Genomic DNA, 20,102 nt, shown 5'->3' with positions numbered 1-20,102 from the left:
AAGAGACGTCCATGCGCATCCGCGTCTTCCATGAGACCAACTACACCTACGAGCAGCCGGCCCGGGGTCTCATCCAACTCCTTCGCCTTCGACCGCGCGACCATGACGGGCAATATGTCCGCCGCTGGCGGATCGAGCCCTCGGTGGATGGGCGGATCAGCGAGCGCGAGGACGGGTTCGGCAACGTCACCCACTGGTTCACGGCCGACGAGCCGGCCGACGCCCTGACGATCCGGGTGACCGGCGAAGTCGACACCAACGAGATGCACGGCATCGTCCGCGGCACCGTGGAACGCCTGCCCGACGTGTTCTATCTGCGCGATTCCGATCTCGCGACGGCCAATGGCGAGCTTCAGGCTTTCGCCAAGAGCGTGGTCGACGAGGGTGATTCCTCGGTTCTCCCCTGCCTTCACCGTCTCCTCGCCGCCGTCTTCGACACGGTCGCCTTCGAGCCGGGTCCGGCCAGCGCCAGCACCACCGCCGCGCAATCCTTCGCCGCCGGAAAGGGCGTCTGCCAGGATCTTGCCCATATTTTCATCGCCGCAGCGCGGCATCTGGAGATTCCCGCCCGCTACGTCTCCGGTTATTTCTTCCACGCCGACAGCGAGGAGGACCAGGGATCGGGGCATGCTTGGGCGGAAGCTCTGGTGCCCGGTCTGGGATGGGTCGGTTTCGACCCGGCCAATGGTATCGCTACGACGGAGGCGCATATCCGCGTCGCCATCGGGCTGGATTATTTAGGTGCGGCCCCGATCAGAGGCAGCCGGATGGGTGGCGGGACTGAAACACTCGAAGTAAAGCTTCGCGTCGAACAGGCTCAGGCCGCCGTCCAGGTCTAGCCCGTCACAGCATCAAGAATGGCCTGAGAGTCTCGGGCCATCAGGGGTATCGGTATCATGACCTATTGCGTCGGGCTCCTTGTCGAGGAAGGGCTCGTGATGGTTGCCGATACCCGCACCAATGCGGGCCTCGACGACATCTCGACCTACCGCAAGCTGCATCACTTCAACGTCCCCGGCGAGCGCGTGATGATGCTGGCATCGGCCGGCAACCTCTCCGTGACCCAATCGGTGCTCAGCATGCTCGCCGAGGGCGTTGCCGGCGACGACGGCGAGCCGACGCTGAAGCTCACTGAAACCACGACGATGTTCCAGGCCGCGCAGCTCATCGGCAAGGCGATCCGTCGTGTCCGCGCCATCGAGAAGGCCGGGTTCGAGGCGGCCAATCTCCGGTTCTCGATCTCGCTGCTGTTCGGCGGTCAGATCGGCAACGAGCCCATGCGCCTGTTCCTGATCTATTCGGCGGGCAATTTCATCGAGTGCAGCACCGATGCGCCGTTCCTGCAGATCGGTGAGCACAAATACGGCAAACCCATCCTCGATCGGGCCGTGAAGTTCGAGACCGACCTCTACGATGCCCTGAAAGTGAGCCTCGTCTCCATGGATTCCACCATGCGGTCGAATCTCGGCGTGGGTTTGCCCATCGACATCGCCGTGGCCCGTCGCAATGCGCTCGACCTCGAAGTGAGCCATCGGATCGAGGCGGGAGAATCCTACTTCCACGATCTGCGCGAGCGCTGGTCCGCGGCCCTGCGCGCAGCGCACCGGGCCATCCCACGCCCCCCTTACGGCCCCGCTGGGCACTGAGCCGATTCCATTCGTTCAGCCCCTGGGAATCAGCCGGTTCCAAGACGCGGAACCGGCGAATTCCTGTGCGAGGCCCGCTCAGTTCCGGGTCTCCCAGGCATCGAGATAGGCGCCCACCGCCGCTCGTGAATCCACCGCCCCCATGACCCCGCCCATGACGGCGATCCCGGAAAACCCGGCGTCGCGGCAGGCTCCCGCATTCGCCGGAGTGACGCCGCCAAGGGCGAAGACCGGAATTGTCGGTCTGGGACCGCGCTTGAGGACGTCCGGGCCGAGCGCCGGCCCATATCCCGGCTTGCTCAGGGTCGCGAAGATGGGGCTGAGGGTGGCGTAATCCACGCCCGCTTCGGCGGCCCGGATCACCTCCACGGGTGAATGGGCCGAGATTCCGAGAAGGCATCCGGGCGTAAGATCCCGCCGTGCCGCCGCGATGTCCGGGGGCATCGCCCCTCCGCCGAGATGGACTCCATCGGCACCGATGGCGCGGGCGAGGGCCACATCTCCCCCGACGATGAGCCTTGCCCCCACCTCCCGCACCGGCCCCATCAGCTCTTCGGCGAGGACACGGCGCGAGACTGCGTCGAGGTCGCGGTCCCTGAACCAGATCCAGCGGGCGCCGCCCGCCAGCGCCGCCTCGATCCTCTCGACCAAGCCCATCGGGCTTCCGGCCCGGTCGGTGACCAGAAGCAGCCCCGATGGGTTACGCATCACGAACCGACGAGTCCGAGCTGCGGGCTCGACGGTTCGGCGCGTCCCCGTTTGGGGATGCGTCCGGCGAGATGGGCGAGCCGGCCGGCTTCGACGGCGTGGCGCATGGCGCGGGCCATGCGGACGGGCTCGTCGGCCTTGGCGACGGCAGTGTTAAGGAGGCAGCCGGCGGCGCCGAGTTCCATGGCCACGACGGCGTCGGAGGCGGTGCCGATCCCCGCATCCACGATGACCGGCACGCTGGCGCGGCGGCAAATCAATTCGAGATTGGCGGGGTTGGCGACCCCCATCCCCGACCCGATGAGCGACCCCATCGGCATCACCGCGGCGCAGCCGATATCGGCGAGCCGCTGGCACACGACGGGATCGTCGTTGCAATAGGGCAGCACGACGAACCCGTCATCAACGAGGTGGCGACAGGCTTCCAGCAACTCGGCCACGTCCGGATAGAGCGTTTCGCGGTCGCCGATGACCTCGACCTTGATCCAGTTGGTGTCGAGCGCCTCGCGGGCCAGTTCGGCCGTCATGATCGCGTCGCGGGCGGTCTCGCAGCCGGCGGTGTTGGGCAGGAAGCGATACCCCTTCAGGCGCCGCACCGTATCCGAGCCATGGCCCTGGAGGGAGACCCGGCGGATCGAGGCGGTGACGACCTCCGCCCCGGAGGCTTCCACCGCATCGACCATGATGCTCTGCGTGGGATATCCCGCCGTGCCGATGAAGAGGCGGGAGCCCAAGCTCACGCCAGCGATGACCAGCGCGTCGTCGGCAGCGGCTTCGATCGTGTGTCCGTTCATGATCCCGATCCCTCGACTATCCGCCCTGCATGGCGCGCACGATCTCGACCTTGTCGCCCTCGGCGACAGGGGTCGTCTCCCAGTCGCGACGGCGGATGACGGTGCCGTTCAGCGCGATGGCGATGCCCTGCGGGCTCTCGATCCCCGTCTCCTCCGCCTCGACTTGGAAGAGGGTCGACAGGTCCGCCGCCTCGACCTCGCGCGGGTGCCCGTTGATGGTGAGCCTCATACGAAAGCCCTCCTCTCGGCCCGCACGGGCCGCCGGAACCGGGCGAGGCCGAAGCCGCGCGCGAAATCGGGCAGTGCGCCGGTGGTGAGAAGGGCGCAGACGGCGTCGGCCGTGGCGGGAGCCAGGAGGTATCCGTTGCGGTGATGGCCGGTGGCCGCCACGAGGCCGGGCGCCAGCGTGTCGATGATCGGCGCATCGTCGTCGGACGTCGGCCGGAAACCGCTCCAGACCGCCTCGACTTTCATCTCCTCGATGCCGGGCAACACGCGTCGCGCCCCTTCGAGGAGCGCGTAGAGACCGCCGGCGGTGACGCCGGGAACGAAGCCGCAATCCTCCACCGTGGCCCCCACGATGAGATGGCCATCGGCCTTCGGGGCCATGTGGACCTGCTCGGTCCACACCATGTGCGAGAGGTTGCCCGTCCGGGCCGTGGTCTTCAGCGCCAGCGACTGGCCGCGGATCGGCCGAACCGGCAGGGCGAGGTCCTCCGGCAGGAGGCCAGCCTCCCCGCTCCATGCGCCCGCCGCGAGAATCACGGTCCCGGCCGATGCGGTTCCGCGCGGCGTCGCGACGCCCCGGACGCGCCCCCCCTCCCAATCCAGCGCTTCGGCCGGACATCGCTCGACGATGGTCACTCCGGCCGCCTGGGCCGCGCGGGTGAGCGCCGCCATGACGAGGGGCGGGTCGACCTGATGATCCTCCGCGCAGAACAAGCCGGCGGTGACCGAAGGACGAAGGGCCGGCTCGCGGGCACGGACTTCCGTCCCCAACAGCCAGCGCGCCGTGAGGCCGGAGCGGATCTGAAGATCGTACCGAAAGCGCAGGCGGTCCACCTCGTCGCGGCCGATCGCGAGGACGAGGGTCCCCTCCTCCCGGTAATCGATGCCGATACCGGAGGCGGCCTGGAGTTCGTCGCGAAAGCCGGGCCAGCGCGCCAAGCTCTCGAGGGCCAGGGGGAGCAGGGGATCGGAGCCCGGTTCGTGTTCCGCCGCGGGCGCGAGCATCCCCGTGGCCGCGAGACTCGCCCCGGCGCCCACGGTGTCACGCTCGATCACCGTGACGGTGAGACCCGCCCGAGCCAGGCGCCAGGCCGCGGAAAGGCCGATCAGACCGGCGCCGACGATCACGACGTCGCTTCGTGCGGGCAGAGCGTTGCCGTCGATGATGAGACCGGTGGACCGGCGCGACAGGGTATTCGGGGTGGCTGAGACGTCCAAGGGCAACCTCCGCGATGATCCGCAGAGATTGGTGTCCTTCAGCTTCCGATCCGAAGCGTGCCGGGCTTCCTTGAACAGAAAACCCACGGTCCAATCCCTACGCCGGTATGAGCCGGTTCAGGTTCGAAGGATTTCCGCGCCGCGCGACCTCGAGGTCCACGCTCATCGGTTTCTCAGCCCCTTGACGGGGATCTCCCTGGAACACCCCAGATGTGGGCAAGGACCACGCTCCGGTCAATCCCCGCCGACGCCGTTTGATATGCCAGCCGGTGTCAGAGTGCCGCCGGTGTCCGCCCCGGCCGGTAGACGCCCATCGATTCGGCGAACCCGTCGAGCGCGTGCTCGCCGAGGGATTCCGATTCGTCCCAGAGGAAATCGACGAAGGGCTTCGACATGAGGAGCGGTTCGCCGAGGATCTTGTTCAGGCGCGCGAGGCGGCTCGCCAGATTCACGTCGCGGCCGATGACGGTGAAGTCGAGGCGCGCGCCGGACCCGACATTGCCGTAGGCCGCCTCCCCGTGGTGGAGCGCGATGCCGGCAACGACCGGCTGCGCGAAACGCCCGATGGCATTCGCCTCGTCGAGGGCGGAGAGGGCGGAACGGGCGGCGATGAGCGCGCCCTTGGCGGCCCCGCCGAGATCGTCGCCGCGCTCGCGGAAGATCGCCAGCAGCCCGTCGCCGAGATATTTCAGAACCTCGCCGCCTTCCCGCTCCACCGCCGGCACCAGGCAATCGAAGAAGATGTTGAGGAGGTCGACGGCTTCCTCGGGCGTCATGTCGGCGGAGATCTGGGTGTAGTCGCGCATATCGGCGAACAGGATGGCCGAGCGGATGCGCTTGACCTGCCCGCGACGGATGTCGCCGGACAGGATCGCCCGGTGCGGCTCGTCGCCCACATAGATGCGCAGAACCTGATCCAACGTCTTGTTGACGATCCGCATCTCCATCACCGCAGCCAGGGTCGGCATGACGAACCGGAGTATGGCGATGTCCTCGTCGCGGAATCCGTCCGGGGCGCGGGTCGCGAAGGTGATGCCGTTGCGCGACCCGTTGGTGAAGAACAGCGGCGCCACGATGTAATGCGTGTAGCCCCCGGCCTTGAGATCGCCGATGATCGAGTATCGCAGATCATCCGCGTCGTTCAGGTCGACCATCAGCCATTCGCCGGTCTCGTGGACGGTGAAGAACGGACTGTCGTGATAGGCCTTGTCGGACGCCTCCCCGTGCGGAAACAGGCGCACGGTCGATCCGCTCTCGGGGGTCCAGAATCGACCGACCCCGGAATACTCGGAATGAAGCGTGTCGATGGCGGTGGATGCCCGGTCGACCGGAACGCCGAGGGCGATCAGCCGCTCGGACATCCCCGCCAGGAGGTCGTCCGCCTGCGGCAGGCGCGCCCCTTCGATCAGGAGCCAATCCCTCAGGGCGACACATTCCTGCAGGGACCCGAACGGCACGTCGTTCGCCTCCGACCCATCCGCTTCGGCAGTCGGCGAGGGATGAGGCGGGCCAAGATCGAGCATGTTGCCAAAGTGGGTCGGAGGGGGCGGGGCGGCAACGGGTGCCGCCACGTTCGTCACCAGGTCCGACAGTCAATATCGTCCCATTGGTGCCATGATAAGGTGAAAATGACCAATACCGGCTCATCATGACGCCGAGATTCTACTCCCGTCATCGGAACCACCCATGCCTATCGCACCCCGTGCCGTCGCCCTCGTGATCGCCATGGCGCTTGCCGGGGCCGCGCAGGCCGGCCCCCTCCTGCTTCCCGCCGCCAATACACCCGTGCAGGCTCCCCCCGCATCGCGGGACGAAGCCGGCATTCCGACGACGTCGAGCTTTTCGGAGTCCAACGAAGCCAGCAGCCGGCGTCAGACGGTCTTCAACGAGCGGATCGCCCGTCGCGGGGAACGGGCCATCGCGTCTCTCTGCACGGGTTGCAGGACGGATGGGTCTCGACAGAAGCAGCGCGTCGCCGGGCGCGTGACCCCCGTGGCGGGCGCCGTCATGCCCGACGCCGAAAGCATCTATTCGCGCAAGAGCGGCTTCGATCCGGCCCGGGCAGGGAACCAATAAGGGATCGGGGGCGACGTGTAGCCTCCCCTGGCGTGAAGACGTGACCTGAAACGACAATGGCGCACCCTTCGGTGCGCCATTGTCGTTTCCGATAGACAGTCCCTCGTCGCGAAGGAGAGGGCCGGTCCGCCCTCAATTGTCGAGGAAGCTCCGCAGCTTGCGCGAACGGCTCGGGTGCTTGAGCTTGCGCAGCGCCTTCGCCTCGATCTGGCGGATACGCTCGCGCGTCACCGAGAACTGCTGACCGACCTCTTCGAGGGTGTGGTCGGTGTTCATGCCGATGCCGAAGCGCATGCGCAGCACGCGCTCCTCGCGCGGCGTCAGCGAGGCCAGCACGCGAGTGGTGGTCTCGCGCAGGTTCGACTGGATCGCCGCATCGATCGGCAGAACGACGTTCTTGTCCTCGATGAAATCGCCGAGATGCGAATCCTCCTCGTCGCCGATGGGCGTTTCGAGGGAGATCGGCTCCTTGGCGATCTTCAGGACCTTTCGGACCTTCTCCAAGGGCATGGCCAATTTCTCGGCCAGCTCCTCGGGAGTGGGCTCGCGGCCGATCTCGTGCAGCATCTGGCGCGAGGTCCGGACGATCTTGTTGATCGTCTCGATCATGTGCACCGGAATGCGGATGGTGCGCGCCTGGTCGGCGATGGAGCGAGTGATCGCCTGCCGGATCCACCAGGTCGCGTAGGTCGAGAACTTGTAGCCGCGGCGATACTCGAACTTATCGACGGCCTTCATCAGGCCGATATTGCCCTCTTGGATCAGGTCCAGGAACTGCAGGCCGCGGTTGGTGTATTTCTTGGCGATGGAGATCACGAGGCGGAGATTGGCCTCGATCATCTCCTTCTTGGCCTGACGGGCTTCGCGCTCGCCCTTCTGGACCATGTTGACGATCTTGCGGTACTCGCCGATCTCGAGACCGGTCTCGGAGGCGAGCGTCAGGATCTGCTCGCGCAGGTCGGCGACCTGCTTGGCGCCCTTCTCGACGAGGTTCTTCCAGCCCTTGCCGCCGAGCTTGCCGACACGCTCCATCCAGTTCGGATCGAGCTCCCAGCCCTGGTAGTGGCGCAGGAACTCGTCGCGGGCGACGCCGTGGCTCTCGGCATAGCGCATGAGGCGGCCCTCATGGCTGATGAGGCGCTTGTTGATGTCGTAGAGTTGCTCGACCAGCGCCTCGATGCGGTTCGAGTTCAGGGACAGTGATTTCACGTCGGCGACGACGGTGTCCTTGAAATCGGACTGCTTCTGGCTCTGGGCGGAGGTCTGCGTGCCGCCGCCGGCCTTCAGGTCGGCATGCTCGTTCTGGAGCTTGCGCAGTTTCTTGTAGTTGTTGGCGATGTTGTCGAACGTCTCGAGAACGCGCGGCTTGATCTCGGCTTCCATGGCCGCGAGCGAGACGTTGTTCTCCATGTCGTCTTCGTCGTCGCCGCCCTCGGCGGGGATCGGTGCCTCCGCCTCGGCCTCGTCGCCGTCCTCACCCTCGGTGAGCTGCGGCGCGTTCTTGGCGTCCGGGCCGGCATAGGTGGCTTCGAGATCGATGATGTCGCGCAGGAGCACGCGGCCGTCGACGAGCTCGTCGCGCCAGATGATGATGGCCTGGAACGTCAGCGGGCTCTCGCAGAGTCCCGCGATCATGGCTTCGCGGCCGGCCTCGATGCGCTTGGCGATGGCGATTTCGCCCTCACGGGAGAGAAGCTCCACCGAGCCCATCTCGCGCAGGTACATCCGCACCGGATCGTCGGTCCGGTCGGTAGGCTCCTTGGCCGTCGTCTCGCGCACGGCGAGGGGTTTGGTCGGCGCGATCTCGGCGACTTCCGTCCCCTCGGCGGCCTCGTCGTCGTCGGAGGCTTCGCCGTTGGCCGGCTTCTCGCCGCCGGCATCCTCGGTCTCTTCCGCCTCGACGACGTTGATGCCCATCTCGGAGAGCTGCGACAGCACGTCCTCGAGCTGGTCCGGATCGGACTGGCCCTCGGGCAGCACCTCGTTGATCTCCTCGTAGGTGATGTAGCCGCGCTTCTTGGCGAGCTTCACCATCCGCTTGACCGAGGCATCGGTCAGATCGAGGAGCGGTCCGTCCGTCTGTTGCTCAGGAGCAGCATCCGTTTCGTCCCGTTCCGTTGCCTTCGTCGCCATGGTCCGCCTATTGTTGCCCTGGTCGCGTTGAGCGGGAGCGTTCGGCTCACTCCGCGTCGTCCACGCCGCCATTCTCTTTGATGTGCGGCGCGCACGAAGCGACCGCGTCGATATCTCATGTCCCGGTCTACAAGCGCTACGCTTGACCGACTGTTAACCATGTGCCGCAAGCGGCACCCTAAATTCCGGTTCGTCGCAGTTACGCGGCCGCCGTATCGTCCGATTCTGGCACTTCGGCGTCCGCCTCCGCCCCTGCGACCACGGCCATACGTTCCTTGACGTCACATAGCCAAGCGAAGTTGGCCTCGGATCCCTCCTCGGCCAGTGCTCTCTCGGCAGCGCGAAGTTCGCTATTTAGCGCGCCAGACTTCCGGTGCAAGATCACGGCCTGACGCAATGCGTCTTCCAGACGCATCCGGTCCGCGTGCGAATCGAGTGTCCAGCGGTCTCCCGGACGAACATGGGTCGCAAGCCGCGTGGCCGCGCCGTCCAGCCCCGCCCTCCGCAATCGGCTCTCCAGAACCTCCACATCGGGCTGATCGGCGTCCGCCGCCTGGTCCAGCAGGAGGGACCGCAGCGCCTGCGCGTCGGGATCGTCGAGTTCCAGAGCCGCAAGATCCTCGGCTTCTATCCCCAACAATTCCGGGTGGGCGAGCAGACTGGAGACGATCATCGCCTCGCGATCCCTGAACATAGCCGTCCCGCCGGAGTTCGTCGACCCGGCGAAGAGCGGATTGAACTTCGTGGTGATTCGCGGCGAGGGAGGCGGGTCTCCCGGCCTCGGCTTGCGCTGGAACGTCGAGCCTCCTCCGCTCCGGGGCTCGTAGCCGGTCCGGCGCTGGCCACCGCCACCGCCACCGCCTCCGGGAGAAAGGGCGCGCAGGCGTCCCTCGATCTCGTCCTTGTAGAACCGCCGCACCGTCTCGTCGCGGATCGAGGCGACCATCTCGCGCAGGCTCTTGGCGAGGCCGGCCTTGCGTTCGGGCGTATCCGTCGGCGTCGATTCGGTGGCGCGCGACCACAACACCTCCACGAGGGGGCGGGCTCCGTCGAGCACCCGGTCGATGGCCGAGGCGCCGGCCGAGCGGAGCAGGTCGTCGGGGTCCTGCCCCTGGGGCAGGAGGGCGAAACGAAGCGACTTGCCCGGCGTCAGGCCCGGCAGCGCCACGTCGAGGGCCTTGAACGCCGCGCGCTGGCCGGCGCCGTCGCCGTCGAAACACAGGATCGGCTCGTCGGCATGGCGCCAGAGCAGCGCCAGCTGTTCCTCCGTCAAGGCCGTGCCGAGGCCGGCGACGGCGTTCGGGTGTCCGGCCATGGTCATGGCGATGACGTCGACATAGCCTTCCACGGCGATGATCGTCCCACGATCATGGGCCGCCTTGCGGGCGCCATGCAGGTTGTAGAGCACCTGCCCCTTGTGGAAGAGCGGGGTCTCCGGCGAATTCATGTACTTCGCCTTGGCGTCGGCCTGCATCGCGCGCCCGCCGAAGGCGATGACCCGGCCCCGGCTGTCGGTGATGGGAAACATCACCCGGTCGCGAAACTTGTCGAAGGGGACGGCGATGTCGTCGCCGCTGACGAGCAGGCCGAGTTCGGCCATCAGCTCCTTGTCCACGTCCTTGGCGGCCAAGTGGTCGCGCAGTCCGTAGCGCTCCGACGTGGCGTAGCCGAGCCGGAAACGCGAGCGGATCTCGGGGCCGAGTTCGCGCCGGTCGAGATAGGCGCGGGCGCTGGTGCCGAGGCGACCCTTGAGCTGGTCCTCGTAATAGGCGGCCGCCAGTTCCATGACCTCGAAAGCGCCGGTACGCTTGGTTTCCATCTCCCGCGCATCGGCGCTGGGCGCGGGCAGGGTCACCCCCGCCTCCCCGGCCAGGCGCTCCACCGCCTCGGGAAAGCTGAGGCCCTCGGTCTCCATCAGGAAGGTGAAGACGTCACCGTGCTTGCCGGACGAAAAGCAGTGATAGAACTGCTTCTGGTCGTTGACGTAGAAGGACGGGGTCTTCTCCGAATTGAACGGCGACAGGCCGCGCCACTCGCGGCCAGCCTTCTTCAGCCGCACGCGCCGCCCGACCACGTCGGAAGCGGGAAGCCGCGCCCTGATCTCTTCGAGGATGTGGGGTGGGTAGCGCACGGGTGAACCAGACCTTTGCAGGCCGGCAGTCTAGCCTACAGCGTTTAAGGAGTCCCGAACGCTTCGACGCATCCGCCCCTCGCGCCTCGATACGAGACGGTGACGAGTGGGCCTCATCACCGTCCGTTCGATGGATGCCGGCATTCAGGCCTTGGCGTTGAGCACGTCCTTGACCAAACCGCTCGCCTTGCCGAAATCCATCCGGCCGGCGAACTTGCCCTTCAGGGCGGCGATGACCTTGCCCATGTCCTTCGGGCCGGCCGCGCCGGTCTCGGCCACGGCGGCCTCGATGGCGGCGCGGGTCTCGGCCTCGTCCATCTGCTGGGGCAGGTAGCCCGCGATGATCGCGGCCTCGGCCCGCTCGGTCTCGGCGAGCTCGGGGCGACCGCCCTGGTCGTAGACACCGGCCGATTCGTTGCGCTGCTTGATCATCTTCTGCAGCAGGGCGAGGATTTCCTCCTCGGAGGCCGGCTCCTTGCCGAGGCCACGGGCCTCGATGTCCTTGTCCTTCAAGGCGGCCTGGATCATCCGCACGGTGGCGAGTTTGGCCTTGTCGCCGGCCTTCATGGCCTCCTTCATCTCGGTGGTGAGGCGCGCGCGCAGCATGGTCGTCTCCTGAAAATCGCCTTGGCGGAATGTCATAGCTGGGCTCGACGCCCGGATGGTCTGCGAATTGCTGTGATCGGCCGACCGAGGTGGTTGAGCCGGTCGGGAACAGGGGCCACATTGACCCCATCACGGCCCGCTCGTTATGAGCGCCGCACAATGCGCCACCCGCACGCGCCGTCGCACCGGCGTCGATGGGTCGGCCGGACATAAGCGAGATCGCGACGATGCTGCAAGACGAAGGCGCCCCGGCGCAATCCTCCTCCACGCCCGCACCCTGGGCCGAGCCCGTCGCGACAGCCCTCCTCGTGCTGGCCGACGGCACCGTCCTCGAAGGATTCGGCATCGGCCAGACCGGGGCCGCCGATGGCGAGGTCTGCTTCAATACGGCGATGACCGGCTACCAGGAGATCCTCACCGACCCCTCCTATGCCGGCCAGATCGTCACCTTCACGTTTCCGCATATCGGCAATACCGGCACCAACGACGAAGACCTGGAGAGCCTCGACGCGGCCCCCGCCTCCGGCGTGCGCGGCGCGGTCATCGCCTCGGCCGTCACCAACCCGTCGAGCTGGCGCTCGTCGAGCCATCTCGACGCCTGGCTGAAGGCACGCGGCATCGTCGGCATCACCGGGATCGACACGCGGGCGCTCACCGCCCTCATCCGCGACCACGGCATGCCCAACGCCGTCATCGCCAACGATCCGGAGGGCCGGTTCGACCGCGAGGCACTGAAGGCACGCGCCGCCGCCCTCGCCCCGATGGAGGGTCTCGACCTCGTCCCGCCGGTCACGAGCCGCGAGACGTCCGACTGGTCGCAGACGACCTGGGCTGTGAAGGGCGGCTACGGCAGCCGCCAGATCGGCGAGGGCCTCAAGGTCGTCGCCATCGATTACGGGGTGAAGCGCAACATCCTGCGCCTGCTCGCCGAGGCCGGCTGCGATGTCACCGTCGTGCCCGCCACCACCTCCGCCGCCGCGATCATGGCGATGAAGCCCGACGGCGTCTTCCTGTCGAACGGTCCCGGCGATCCGGCCGCCACCGGCGAATATGCGGTCCCGGTGATCCGCGAGCTTCTGAACGAAAAGGTGCCGACCTTCGGCATCTGCCTCGGACACCAGCTCATGGGCCTGGCGCTCGGCGGACGCACCGTGAAGATGGCTCAGGGCCATCACGGGGCCAACCACCCGGTGAAGGACAAGACCACGGGGAAGGTCGAGATCGTCTCGATGAACCACGGTTTCGCCGTCGATCCGGCCAGCCTGCCCGAGACGGCGGTTGAGACGCATGTCTCGCTGTTCGACGGCTCGAATTGCGGTCTCACCCTCACCGACCGCCCGGCCTTCTCGGTTCAGCACCACCCGGAAGCCTCGCCGGGCCCGCGCGACAGCCACTACCTGTTCGAGCGGTTCGTGGCGCTGATGCGCAGCGGCAAGGCGGAGACGGCCCCCACCACCGCCGCGTAGGGCCGTATCGCTCACCGCGCCGGGCGCATTTTTGCGCCTTCCAACGAGCTCTGGCGGATCGCCGCCGGGGCATTCGCGAAATGGTTCCCGCGCCCGTCACAAAAAACCCGGCTTTGACCGGCACTCCCCGAAGCCAACGACGATCGGCACGGTGACGACGCCGCGACGATCGTCCTGCTGCCATGAGCACGGGGTTTTCCACATGACGTTCGACGACGCGCGCGATGATTTTTCGCGCCTGCATCGGGTCTTCACGTTCCATCTCGGCGTGGGTGTCGCCCTCGCCTGGATGACCGCCCTGTATTCGGCCTGCTACGCCCCCTGGGTCCGCAACATCCGCGCGCTCATCGACCCGGCCGGCGGCGCCCAGACCGTCGAGAGCACCTGGTCCTTCCTGTTCGTGCTGCCCGTCGTCCTCACCATCGCCTGGCTCAGCCTGTTCTTCGGCCGCGAGATCCTGCGCCGCTCGCAGACCCTGCCCAACGTCGCCCTCGAATTCGCCGCGGCCGCCGCCGTGGCCTTCGGCGTGTTCTATCTCTCCATCGATCGCGCGGTGGCCGCCCTCTATATCGGCCTCTGACGGCACAAAGCGGGAGGTCGGAGGCGGCTTGGCGCCGCCTCCTCTCTCACGTCACTGAACCTGGGCGAGCAGGGACTCGAACCGCTTGGCGGCGAGCTTGTTGTGCGTCACCGCCTTAGCCGCCTCGAGGTTCTCCGGCTTGTCGCCGACCACCACCACGGCGATCATGCCCATGAGGTAATGCGGCGAGCACTTGATGCCGTAGACCCCGGGCTTGTCGAACTTGACGACCTCCTCCTTGCCCAGGACGGTCTTGAAGGTCTCCGCTCCCTCGGGCGCCATACCCTTGATCAGCTCGGCATTGTGCCCCTTGTCCTGGGGGACGAACTTGATGCTGTCGCCCGGCGCCAACTTCACGAAGGCAGGGTCGAAGACCATCATACCACCCGGCCCGCTGTTGAGGGTCTTCACGGTGATCTCGGCGGCGAAAGCGGCTGGGCCGGCGGCGATGCACAGGGCCAGCGTGCCCACGAGCGTTCCTAGCTTTATCATTCTTATCCTCGATTTAGTCTTGTTCGAGATCGACAAGGCGCCGATCGCCTCAATTACACGGCTCCATCGAGGGCGCAATATTTCGTATCTTCTTAGATTTATAGTTATTATAGTTTGATTGTCCTTGATGATGGACCGGCGGTCCTCCGGGGCGGGCACAATCGACGCCAAGCCTCTCGGCGCTCTTCCAAAACCCTCCCGCCGCGTGTAGACGCGAGCGCTAACGATCATTCACGCCGCTCGCGTCCATATCCGGCCCGCTCCAGATTGTGGCGCCGCGCTTGACGGATGCGCGCGTCCGCAAGCCAAGGCGCCCGATGCCGAAACGCACCGACCTCTCCACGATCCTCATCATCGGTGCCGGTCCGATCGTGATCGGGCAGGCCTGCGAGTTCGACTATTCCGGGACGCAGGCCTGCAAGGCGCTACGCGAGGAGGGTTACCGGATCGTCCTGGTCAATTCGAACCCGGCGACCATCATGACCGACCCGGACATGGCGGATGCGACCTATGTCGAGCCGATCACGCCGGAGATCGTCGCCAAGATCATCGAGAAGGAGCGCCACGTCCTTCCCGGCGGCTTCGCCCTGCTGCCGACCATGGGCGGCCAGACGGCCTTGAACTGCGCCCTTTCGCTCAAGAAGCTGGGCATACTCGAAAAATTCGACGTCCAGATGATCGGCGCCACGGCCGAGGCCATCGACAAGGCCGAGGATCGGCAATTGTTTCGCGACGCGATGACGAAGATCGGCCTGGAAACGCCGAAATCGGCCGTCGCCAACGCGTCCGCCGCCAAGAAGGTGGATCGCGAAAAGTACCTCGCCGAGATCGCCCGGATCGAGACCTCCACCGACGAGGCCGCTCGTCCGGCCGCCCTCGCCGCGTTCGAGAAGAAGTGGCACGCGGGCGAGTCCGACCGGCGCAAGCGCTACGGCGAGCATGCCATCGGGCAGGCGCTGATCGCGCTGGCCGAGGTCGGCCTCCCGGCCATCATCCGCCCCTCCTTCACCATGGGCGGCACCGGCGGCGGTATCGCCTACAACCGGGAAGAATTCCTCGACATCGTCGAGCGCGGCATCGACGCTTCGCCCACCAACGAGGTCCTGATCGAGGAGAGCGTCCTCGGCTGGAAGGAATACGAGATGGAGGTCGTTCGCGATAGACACGACAACTGCATCATCGTCTGCTCCATCGAGAACATCGATCCGATGGGCGTCCATACCGGCGATTCCATCACCGTGGCCCCAGCCCTGACGCTCACGGACAAGGAATATCAGGTGATGCGCGACGCGTCGCTTGCGGTGCTGCGCGAGATCGGCGTGGAGACCGGCGGCTCGAACGTGCAGTTCGCCATCGACCCGGCCACCGGCCGGATGATCGTCATCGAGATGAACCCGCGCGTCTCGCGCTCGTCGGCGCTGGCCTCCAAGGCCACGGGCTTCCCCATCGCCAAGGTCGCGGCCAAGCTCGCGGTGGGATACACCCTCGACGAGATCGCCAACGACATCACCGGCGGCGCGACCCCGGCCTCGTTCGAGCCGACCATCGACTACGTCGTCACCAAGATCCCCCGCTTCGCTTTCGAGAAGTTCCCCGGCGCCGAGCCGACGCTGACCACGGCGATGAAATCGGTGGGCGAGGCCATGGCCATCGGCCGTTGCTTTGCCGAATCGCTGCAGAAGGCCCTGCGCTCCCTGGAGACCGGCCTCACCGGCCTCGACGAGATCGAGATCGAGGGGCTCGGCAAGGGCGACGACCACAACGCCATCAAGGCGGCCCTGGGCACGCCGACCCCGGATCGCCTCCTGAAGGTGGGACAGGCGCTCCGCCTCGGCGTCAGCCATGACGAGGTCCACGCCTCGTGCAAGATCGATCCGTGGTTCCTGGAGCAACTCCAGGCGATCATCGACCTGGAGAACCGGGTCAAGGCCCACGGCATCCCCACCACACCCGGCGCCCTACGCCAGCTCAAGGCGGCGGGCTTCTCGGATGCCCGTCTGGCCGTGCTCGCGAAGACCGACGAGGACAGCGTCCGCGCCGCCCGCCGGGCGCTGGGCGTCCGCCCGGTGTACAAGCGCATCGACACCTGCGCGGCCGAGTTCAAGGCGCCCACCGCCTACATGTACTCCACCTACGTGGCGCCCTTCGCCGGCGCCGTGGTCGACGAGGCGCAGCCCACCGACGCCAAGAAGGTCATCATCCTCGGCGGCGGACCCAACCGCATCGGCCAGGGCATCGAGTTCGACTATTGCTGTTGTCACGCCTGCTTCGCGCTCACCGAGGCCGGCTATGAGACCATCATGGTCAACTGCAACCCGGAGACGGTCTCCACCGACTACGACACCTCCGACCGGCTCTATTTCGAGCCGCTGACGCAGGAAGACGTGCTCGAAATCATCGAGACCGAGCGGCAGGCCGGCACGCTGCACGGCGTCATCGTCCAGTTCGGCGGCCAGACCCCGCTGAAGCTCGCCCGCGCCCTCGAAGCGGCCGGCGTGCCGATCCTCGGCACCTCACCGGACGCCATCGACCTCGCCGAGGACCGCGACCAGTTCAAGCGGCTCCTCGACAAGCTCGGGATGAAGCAGCCGAAGAACGGCATCGCCTATTCCGTCGAGCAGAGCCGCCTCGTGGCCTCCGATCTCGGCCTGCCCTTCGTGGTGCGCCCGAGCTACGTGCTGGGCGGCCGCGCCATGGCGATCATCCGCGACGAGGTCCAGTTCGCCGACTATCTCCTCGACACCCTGCCGAGCCTGATCCCGTCGGACGTGAAATCGCGCTACCCCAACGACAAGACCGGCCAGATCAACACGGTGCTGGGCAAGAACCCGCTCCTGTTCGACCGCTATCTCTCGGATGCCACCGAAATCGACGTGGACGCCATCTGCGACGGCAAGGACGTCTACATCGCCGGCATCATGGAGCACATCGAGGAGGCCGGCATCCATTCGGGCGATTCCGCCTGCTCGCTGCCCTCGCGCTCGCTCTCGCCCGAGACCATCGCCGAACTGGAACGCCAGACCAGGGCGATGGCGCTGGCCCTGCAGGTCGGCGGCCTGATGAACGTGCAATACGCCATCAAGGACGGCGCGATCTACGTGCTGGAGGTGAACCCACGGGCATCCCGCACGGTGCCCTTCGTCGCCAAGGTCATCGGCGAGCCCATCGCCAAGATCGCGGCGCGCGTCATGGCGGGCGAGCCGCTCGCGAGTTTCGGGCTCGAGCCCAAGGTCCTCGACCACATCGCCGTCAAGGAAGCCGTGTTCCCCTTCGCCCGTTTCCCCGGCGTCGATGTCCTGCTCGGACCGGAGATGCGCTCCACCGGCGAGGTCATCGGCCTCGATTCGAGCTTCGGCGTCGCCTTCGCCAAGAGCCAGCTCGGCTCGGGCACCCTCGTGCCGAAGAGTGGCGCGGTATTCGTCTCGGTCCGTGACGCCGACAAGGCCCGCATCCTGCCGGCCATCCGGGAGTTGTCTGAGGCCGGTTTCGTCATCGTCGCCACCAGCGGGACGCAGCGCTATCTCCTGGAGAACGGCGTCCCGACGGAGCGGGTGAACAAGGTGCTGGAGGGTCGGCCGCACGTGGTCGATTCGATCAAGAACGGCGACATCCAGCTCGTGTTCAACACGACGGAAGGCGCAGGCGCCCTGGCGGACTCGCGCTCCCTGCGCCGGGCGGCCCTCTTGCATAAAGTGCCGTACTACACCACTCTAGCCGGAGCGATGGCGGCGGCCGAGGGGATCAAGGCCTATCTCGAGGGTGATCTCCAGGTGCGCGCCTTGCAGGAATACTTCGCGGCTTAACATTTGATGTGGTGTCCGTCTTGACGGACACGGCAGATGCCAAGCTTCAAGACCATCTTACTCTGGCCCGGAGGGAGCGTCCCGCTCCCGACCGGGCCTATTCATTGTGGCGCGAGACGATGACGATAGACAAGGTTCCGATGACGGTGCGCGGGTTCGCTGCGCTGGAAGCCGAGCTGAAGCATCGCCAGCAGGTGGAGCGTCAGCGCATCATCCAGGCCATCTCCGAGGCTCGGGCGCTCGGCGACCTCTCGGAGAATGCCGAGTATCATGCCGCCAAAGAGGCCCAGTCCCACAACGAGGGGCGGGTGATGGAACTCGAGAGCATGATCGCCCGGGCCGAGGTCATCGACGTCACCAAGCTGTCGGGCACCAAGATCAAGTTCGGCGCCACGGTGAAGCTCGTCGACGAGGATACCGAGGAAGAGAAGACCTACCAGCTCGTCGGCGAGCCTGAGGCGGATGTCCGTTCGGGGCTGGTCTCGATCACCTCCCCCATCGCCCGCGCCCTCATCGGCAAGGGCGTCGGGGACACGGTGGAGGTGACGACCCCCGGCGGCGGCAAGTCCTACGAGGTCGTCGCGGTACAGTACGGCGTTTGACGCCCGAGGCTCGGACCATGCGCCAGACCGTATTTCGCCGGTCCGTCACGGGCTGGCGGCGGGCATGGATCGGCCTCGTCGCCGTCCTGGCCATGACGTCCCCTGCCCTGGCCGAGGGTCTGTCGTCCCTCGGGGCCACGCGGCTCTCGGCGATCCGCGTCGATGTGGGGCCGCTCCTGGCGGAAGGTGGCGGCGCCCCGGCGGAAGCCTTGCGTGACGATCTCCTCGGCGCGCTGAACCGCGAATTCGCGGACAGGATCGGGGGCGCCGGGCCGGTTCTCGTGGTGAGGATCAAGAGCCTGTCGCTCCGGCCCTATACCGGGAGCGAAGGAGGCCGCAGCGGCTTCGGCGGCGGCTCGCAATCCGATTATCTCGACGGGGAAGCCCTGATCGTCGGTCGACGCGGCGAGGTGCTGGCCCGGCATCCGCAGCTGTCCGCGCTGCCGTCGAGCTCGGGCGGGGCGTGGTACGATCCGGATTCGGAACGTCGCCGCGTCGCCGCGATCGCACAGCATTATGCCGGCTGGCTGCGCCGGGCATTTCCGTCGAACTGACGCCGCCATGTCGATATCGGGAGCGTCCGGCGTGATGCGATCTGCTGGAGAGAAACTCGGCACCGGCCATGCCCCCGATCTCGCTCATGTGGGAGCGTGGATCGTCACCGATGGCAAAGCCGGTGACGAGAACCAGTGTATCGGCCTCGCGGAAACCCTCGGCCTCGATTTCGAGATCCACCGCGTCACGCCCCGTCCCCCCTTCGGCTGGCTCGCCCCGTGGGGACCGATCGACCCGCGCGACCGACCCGGTCATCGCGGCGGCGCCCTGGCCGGCCCGTTTCCCGAGATCGTGATCGCCTCGGGACGCCGCGCGGTCCCCTATCTCCGCGCGATCCGCAAGGCATCGAAGGGCCGGACCTTCACCGCCTTCCTGAAGGATCCCCGGACGGGGCACGACACCGCGGATTTCATCTGGGTGCCGGATTACGACGACCTTCGCGGGCCGAACGTGTTCACGACCCTGACGGCGCCGCATCAGGTGACGGCGGCGCGGCTGGCGGCGGCGCGCCGTTCCCCCGACCCGCGCCTGATGCAACTGCCGAAGCCTCGCGTCGCGGTGCTGATCGGCGGCGACAGCCGCCATCTCAGCTATCGTTCAGCCGACATGAAGCGGCTGCTCGCCAAATTGACGAAACTCGCCGATGGCGGATCGTCGCTCATGCTCACGGTGTCCCGCCGGACGCCGCCTCCCCTGCGGACGGCGCTTCAGCGCCTCGTCGCGGAGAAGGGCGGCTTCTTCTGGGACGGCTCGGGGGCGAACCCCTACGTCTCCCTGCTCGCCCTCGCCGACGCCATCGTGGTCACGTCGGATTCCGCCAACATGGTGGGAGAAGCGGTGAGCAGCGGTGCGCCGGTGCTTCTCTTCGATCTCCCGAAGACCTACATCCGGCACAGGCGGCTCTTTGCCGGACTGGCGATGGCGGGCGCCCTGAAGCCCTTCACCGGTCGTCTGGAAGAGTTGCATTACACCCCCCTCGACGCGACACCGGCCATCGCGGAAGCTCTGGCCCGTGCCTTTGTCGAGCACCGCGCCGGGCTGGCACCTGCGCCGCGGCCGTAGGA

Annotated in this window: 18 protein-coding genes and 1 riboswitch; of the genes, 9 read left to right on the top strand and 9 right to left on the bottom strand. The window is 66.9% G+C overall.

The genetic code is table 11. The features are described from left to right. Window positions 1-11 precede the first annotated feature (11 nt). Window positions 12-839: a transglutaminase family protein gene (locus FV220_RS02435; RefSeq protein ID WP_027172321.1), complete on the top strand. Its 828-nt coding sequence runs from the start codon at window positions 12-14 to the stop codon at window positions 837-839. A gap of 57 nt (window positions 840-896) precedes the next feature. Beyond that, window positions 897-1,646 carry a peptidase gene (locus tag FV220_RS02430; RefSeq protein WP_018044839.1) on the top strand — a complete coding sequence of 250 codons (750 nt, stop codon included), beginning with the start codon at window positions 897-899 and terminating at the stop codon, window positions 1,644-1,646. A 78-nt stretch (window positions 1,647-1,724) separates the two neighbouring features. Here FV220_RS02430 and FV220_RS02425 read toward each other — a convergent pair whose 3' ends face one another. From FV220_RS02425 to FV220_RS02405, 5 genes are all read right to left on the bottom strand, one after another. Beyond that, a complete protein-coding gene (locus FV220_RS02425; protein ID WP_147829459.1) occupies window positions 1,725-2,354 on the bottom strand; it encodes a thiamine phosphate synthase in 630 nt (209 codons plus the stop codon). Then, window positions 2,354-3,148, bottom strand: coding sequence for a thiazole synthase (locus FV220_RS02420; RefSeq protein ID WP_056148137.1), 795 nt, complete (start codon window positions 3,146-3,148; stop codon window positions 2,354-2,356). Before FV220_RS02420 ends, FV220_RS02425 begins: the two co-directional genes overlap by 1 nt. A 16-nt stretch (window positions 3,149-3,164) precedes the next feature. Further along, complete coding sequence (gene thiS / locus FV220_RS02415) at window positions 3,165-3,377, bottom strand: sulfur carrier protein ThiS (RefSeq protein ID WP_056148134.1); 213 nt, start codon at window positions 3,375-3,377, stop codon at window positions 3,165-3,167. Next, a complete protein-coding gene (thiO, locus tag FV220_RS02410; protein ID WP_246689366.1) occupies window positions 3,374-4,567 on the bottom strand; it encodes a glycine oxidase ThiO in 1,194 nt (397 codons plus the stop codon). The genes thiS and thiO overlap by 4 nt, the downstream gene beginning before the upstream one ends. 103 nt (window positions 4,568-4,670) lie before the next feature. Further along, a riboswitch (TPP riboswitch) is annotated at window positions 4,671-4,801 on the bottom strand. A gap of 65 nt (window positions 4,802-4,866) precedes the next feature. Continuing rightward, complete coding sequence (locus tag FV220_RS02405; RefSeq protein ID WP_056148131.1) at window positions 4,867-6,117, bottom strand: adenylate/guanylate cyclase domain-containing protein; 1,251 nt, start codon at window positions 6,115-6,117, stop codon at window positions 4,867-4,869. A 163-nt stretch (window positions 6,118-6,280) separates the two neighbouring features. On the opposite strand from FV220_RS02405, the gene FV220_RS02400 reads away from it, so the two are divergent. Further along, window positions 6,281-6,670: a hypothetical protein gene (locus FV220_RS02400; RefSeq protein WP_147829455.1), complete on the top strand. Its 390-nt coding sequence runs from the start codon at window positions 6,281-6,283 to the stop codon at window positions 6,668-6,670. Window positions 6,671-6,802: 132 nt separating this feature from the next. Here the strand turns inward: FV220_RS02400 and rpoD are convergent, their stop codons facing one another. From rpoD to FV220_RS02385, 3 genes are all read right to left on the bottom strand, one after another. Then, on the bottom strand, window positions 6,803-8,803 hold the full coding sequence (rpoD, locus tag FV220_RS02395) for an RNA polymerase sigma factor RpoD (protein WP_018044846.1): 2,001 nt from the start codon (window positions 8,801-8,803) through the stop codon (window positions 6,803-6,805). A gap of 199 nt (window positions 8,804-9,002) precedes the next feature. Next, window positions 9,003-10,934, bottom strand: a complete 1,932-nt coding sequence (gene dnaG / locus FV220_RS02390) for a DNA primase (RefSeq protein WP_147829453.1) — start codon at window positions 10,932-10,934, stop codon at window positions 9,003-9,005. 144 nt (window positions 10,935-11,078) lie between these two features. After that, entirely contained in the window at window positions 11,079-11,540 is a 462-nt protein-coding gene (locus tag FV220_RS02385; protein WP_027174501.1) for a GatB/YqeY domain-containing protein, read from the bottom strand. A gap of 227 nt (window positions 11,541-11,767) precedes the next feature. Here FV220_RS02385 and carA point away from each other — a divergent pair, with 227 nt between their 5' ends. Together carA and FV220_RS02375 are read left to right on the top strand one after the other, a co-directional pair. Further along, window positions 11,768-13,006 (top strand): glutamine-hydrolyzing carbamoyl-phosphate synthase small subunit, encoded by a 1,239-nt coding sequence (carA, locus tag FV220_RS02380; RefSeq protein WP_147829451.1) that lies wholly within the window; start codon window positions 11,768-11,770, stop codon window positions 13,004-13,006. A gap of 202 nt (window positions 13,007-13,208) precedes the next feature. Continuing rightward, window positions 13,209-13,586: a hypothetical protein gene (locus FV220_RS02375; RefSeq protein ID WP_147829449.1), complete on the top strand. Its 378-nt coding sequence runs from the start codon at window positions 13,209-13,211 to the stop codon at window positions 13,584-13,586. 51 nt (window positions 13,587-13,637) lie between these two features. On the opposite strand, the gene FV220_RS02370 is transcribed toward FV220_RS02375, so the two are convergent. Next, window positions 13,638-14,078: a pseudoazurin gene (locus FV220_RS02370; protein WP_147829447.1), complete on the bottom strand. Its 441-nt coding sequence runs from the start codon at window positions 14,076-14,078 to the stop codon at window positions 13,638-13,640. A gap of 317 nt (window positions 14,079-14,395) precedes the next feature. Between FV220_RS02370 and carB the strand changes: the two genes are divergently transcribed. From carB to FV220_RS02350, 4 genes are all read left to right on the top strand, one after another. Next, on the top strand, window positions 14,396-17,881 hold the full coding sequence (carB, locus tag FV220_RS02365; RefSeq protein ID WP_147829445.1) for a carbamoyl-phosphate synthase large subunit: 3,486 nt from the start codon (window positions 14,396-14,398) through the stop codon (window positions 17,879-17,881). Window positions 17,882-18,006: 125 nt separating this feature from the next. After that, on the top strand, window positions 18,007-18,483 hold the full coding sequence (greA, locus tag FV220_RS02360) for a transcription elongation factor GreA (protein WP_187273304.1): 477 nt from the start codon (window positions 18,007-18,009) through the stop codon (window positions 18,481-18,483). A 17-nt stretch (window positions 18,484-18,500) separates the two neighbouring features. Further along, a complete protein-coding gene (locus tag FV220_RS02355) occupies window positions 18,501-19,037 on the top strand; it encodes a hypothetical protein (protein WP_147829443.1) in 537 nt (178 codons plus the stop codon). Between the two features lie 34 nt (window positions 19,038-19,071). After that, window positions 19,072-20,100, top strand: coding sequence for a mitochondrial fission ELM1 family protein (locus FV220_RS02350; RefSeq protein WP_018044855.1), 1,029 nt, complete (start codon window positions 19,072-19,074; stop codon window positions 20,098-20,100). The last annotated feature ends 2 nt before the right edge of the window (window positions 20,101-20,102 follow it).

Source organism: Methylobacterium sp. WL19 (assembly GCF_008040005.1).
Lineage (GTDB): Bacteria > Pseudomonadota > Alphaproteobacteria > Rhizobiales > Beijerinckiaceae > Methylobacterium > Methylobacterium bullatum.
Note: the sequence above shows the minus strand (reverse complement) of the source record. Positions and strands in the feature narration are given on the sequence as shown.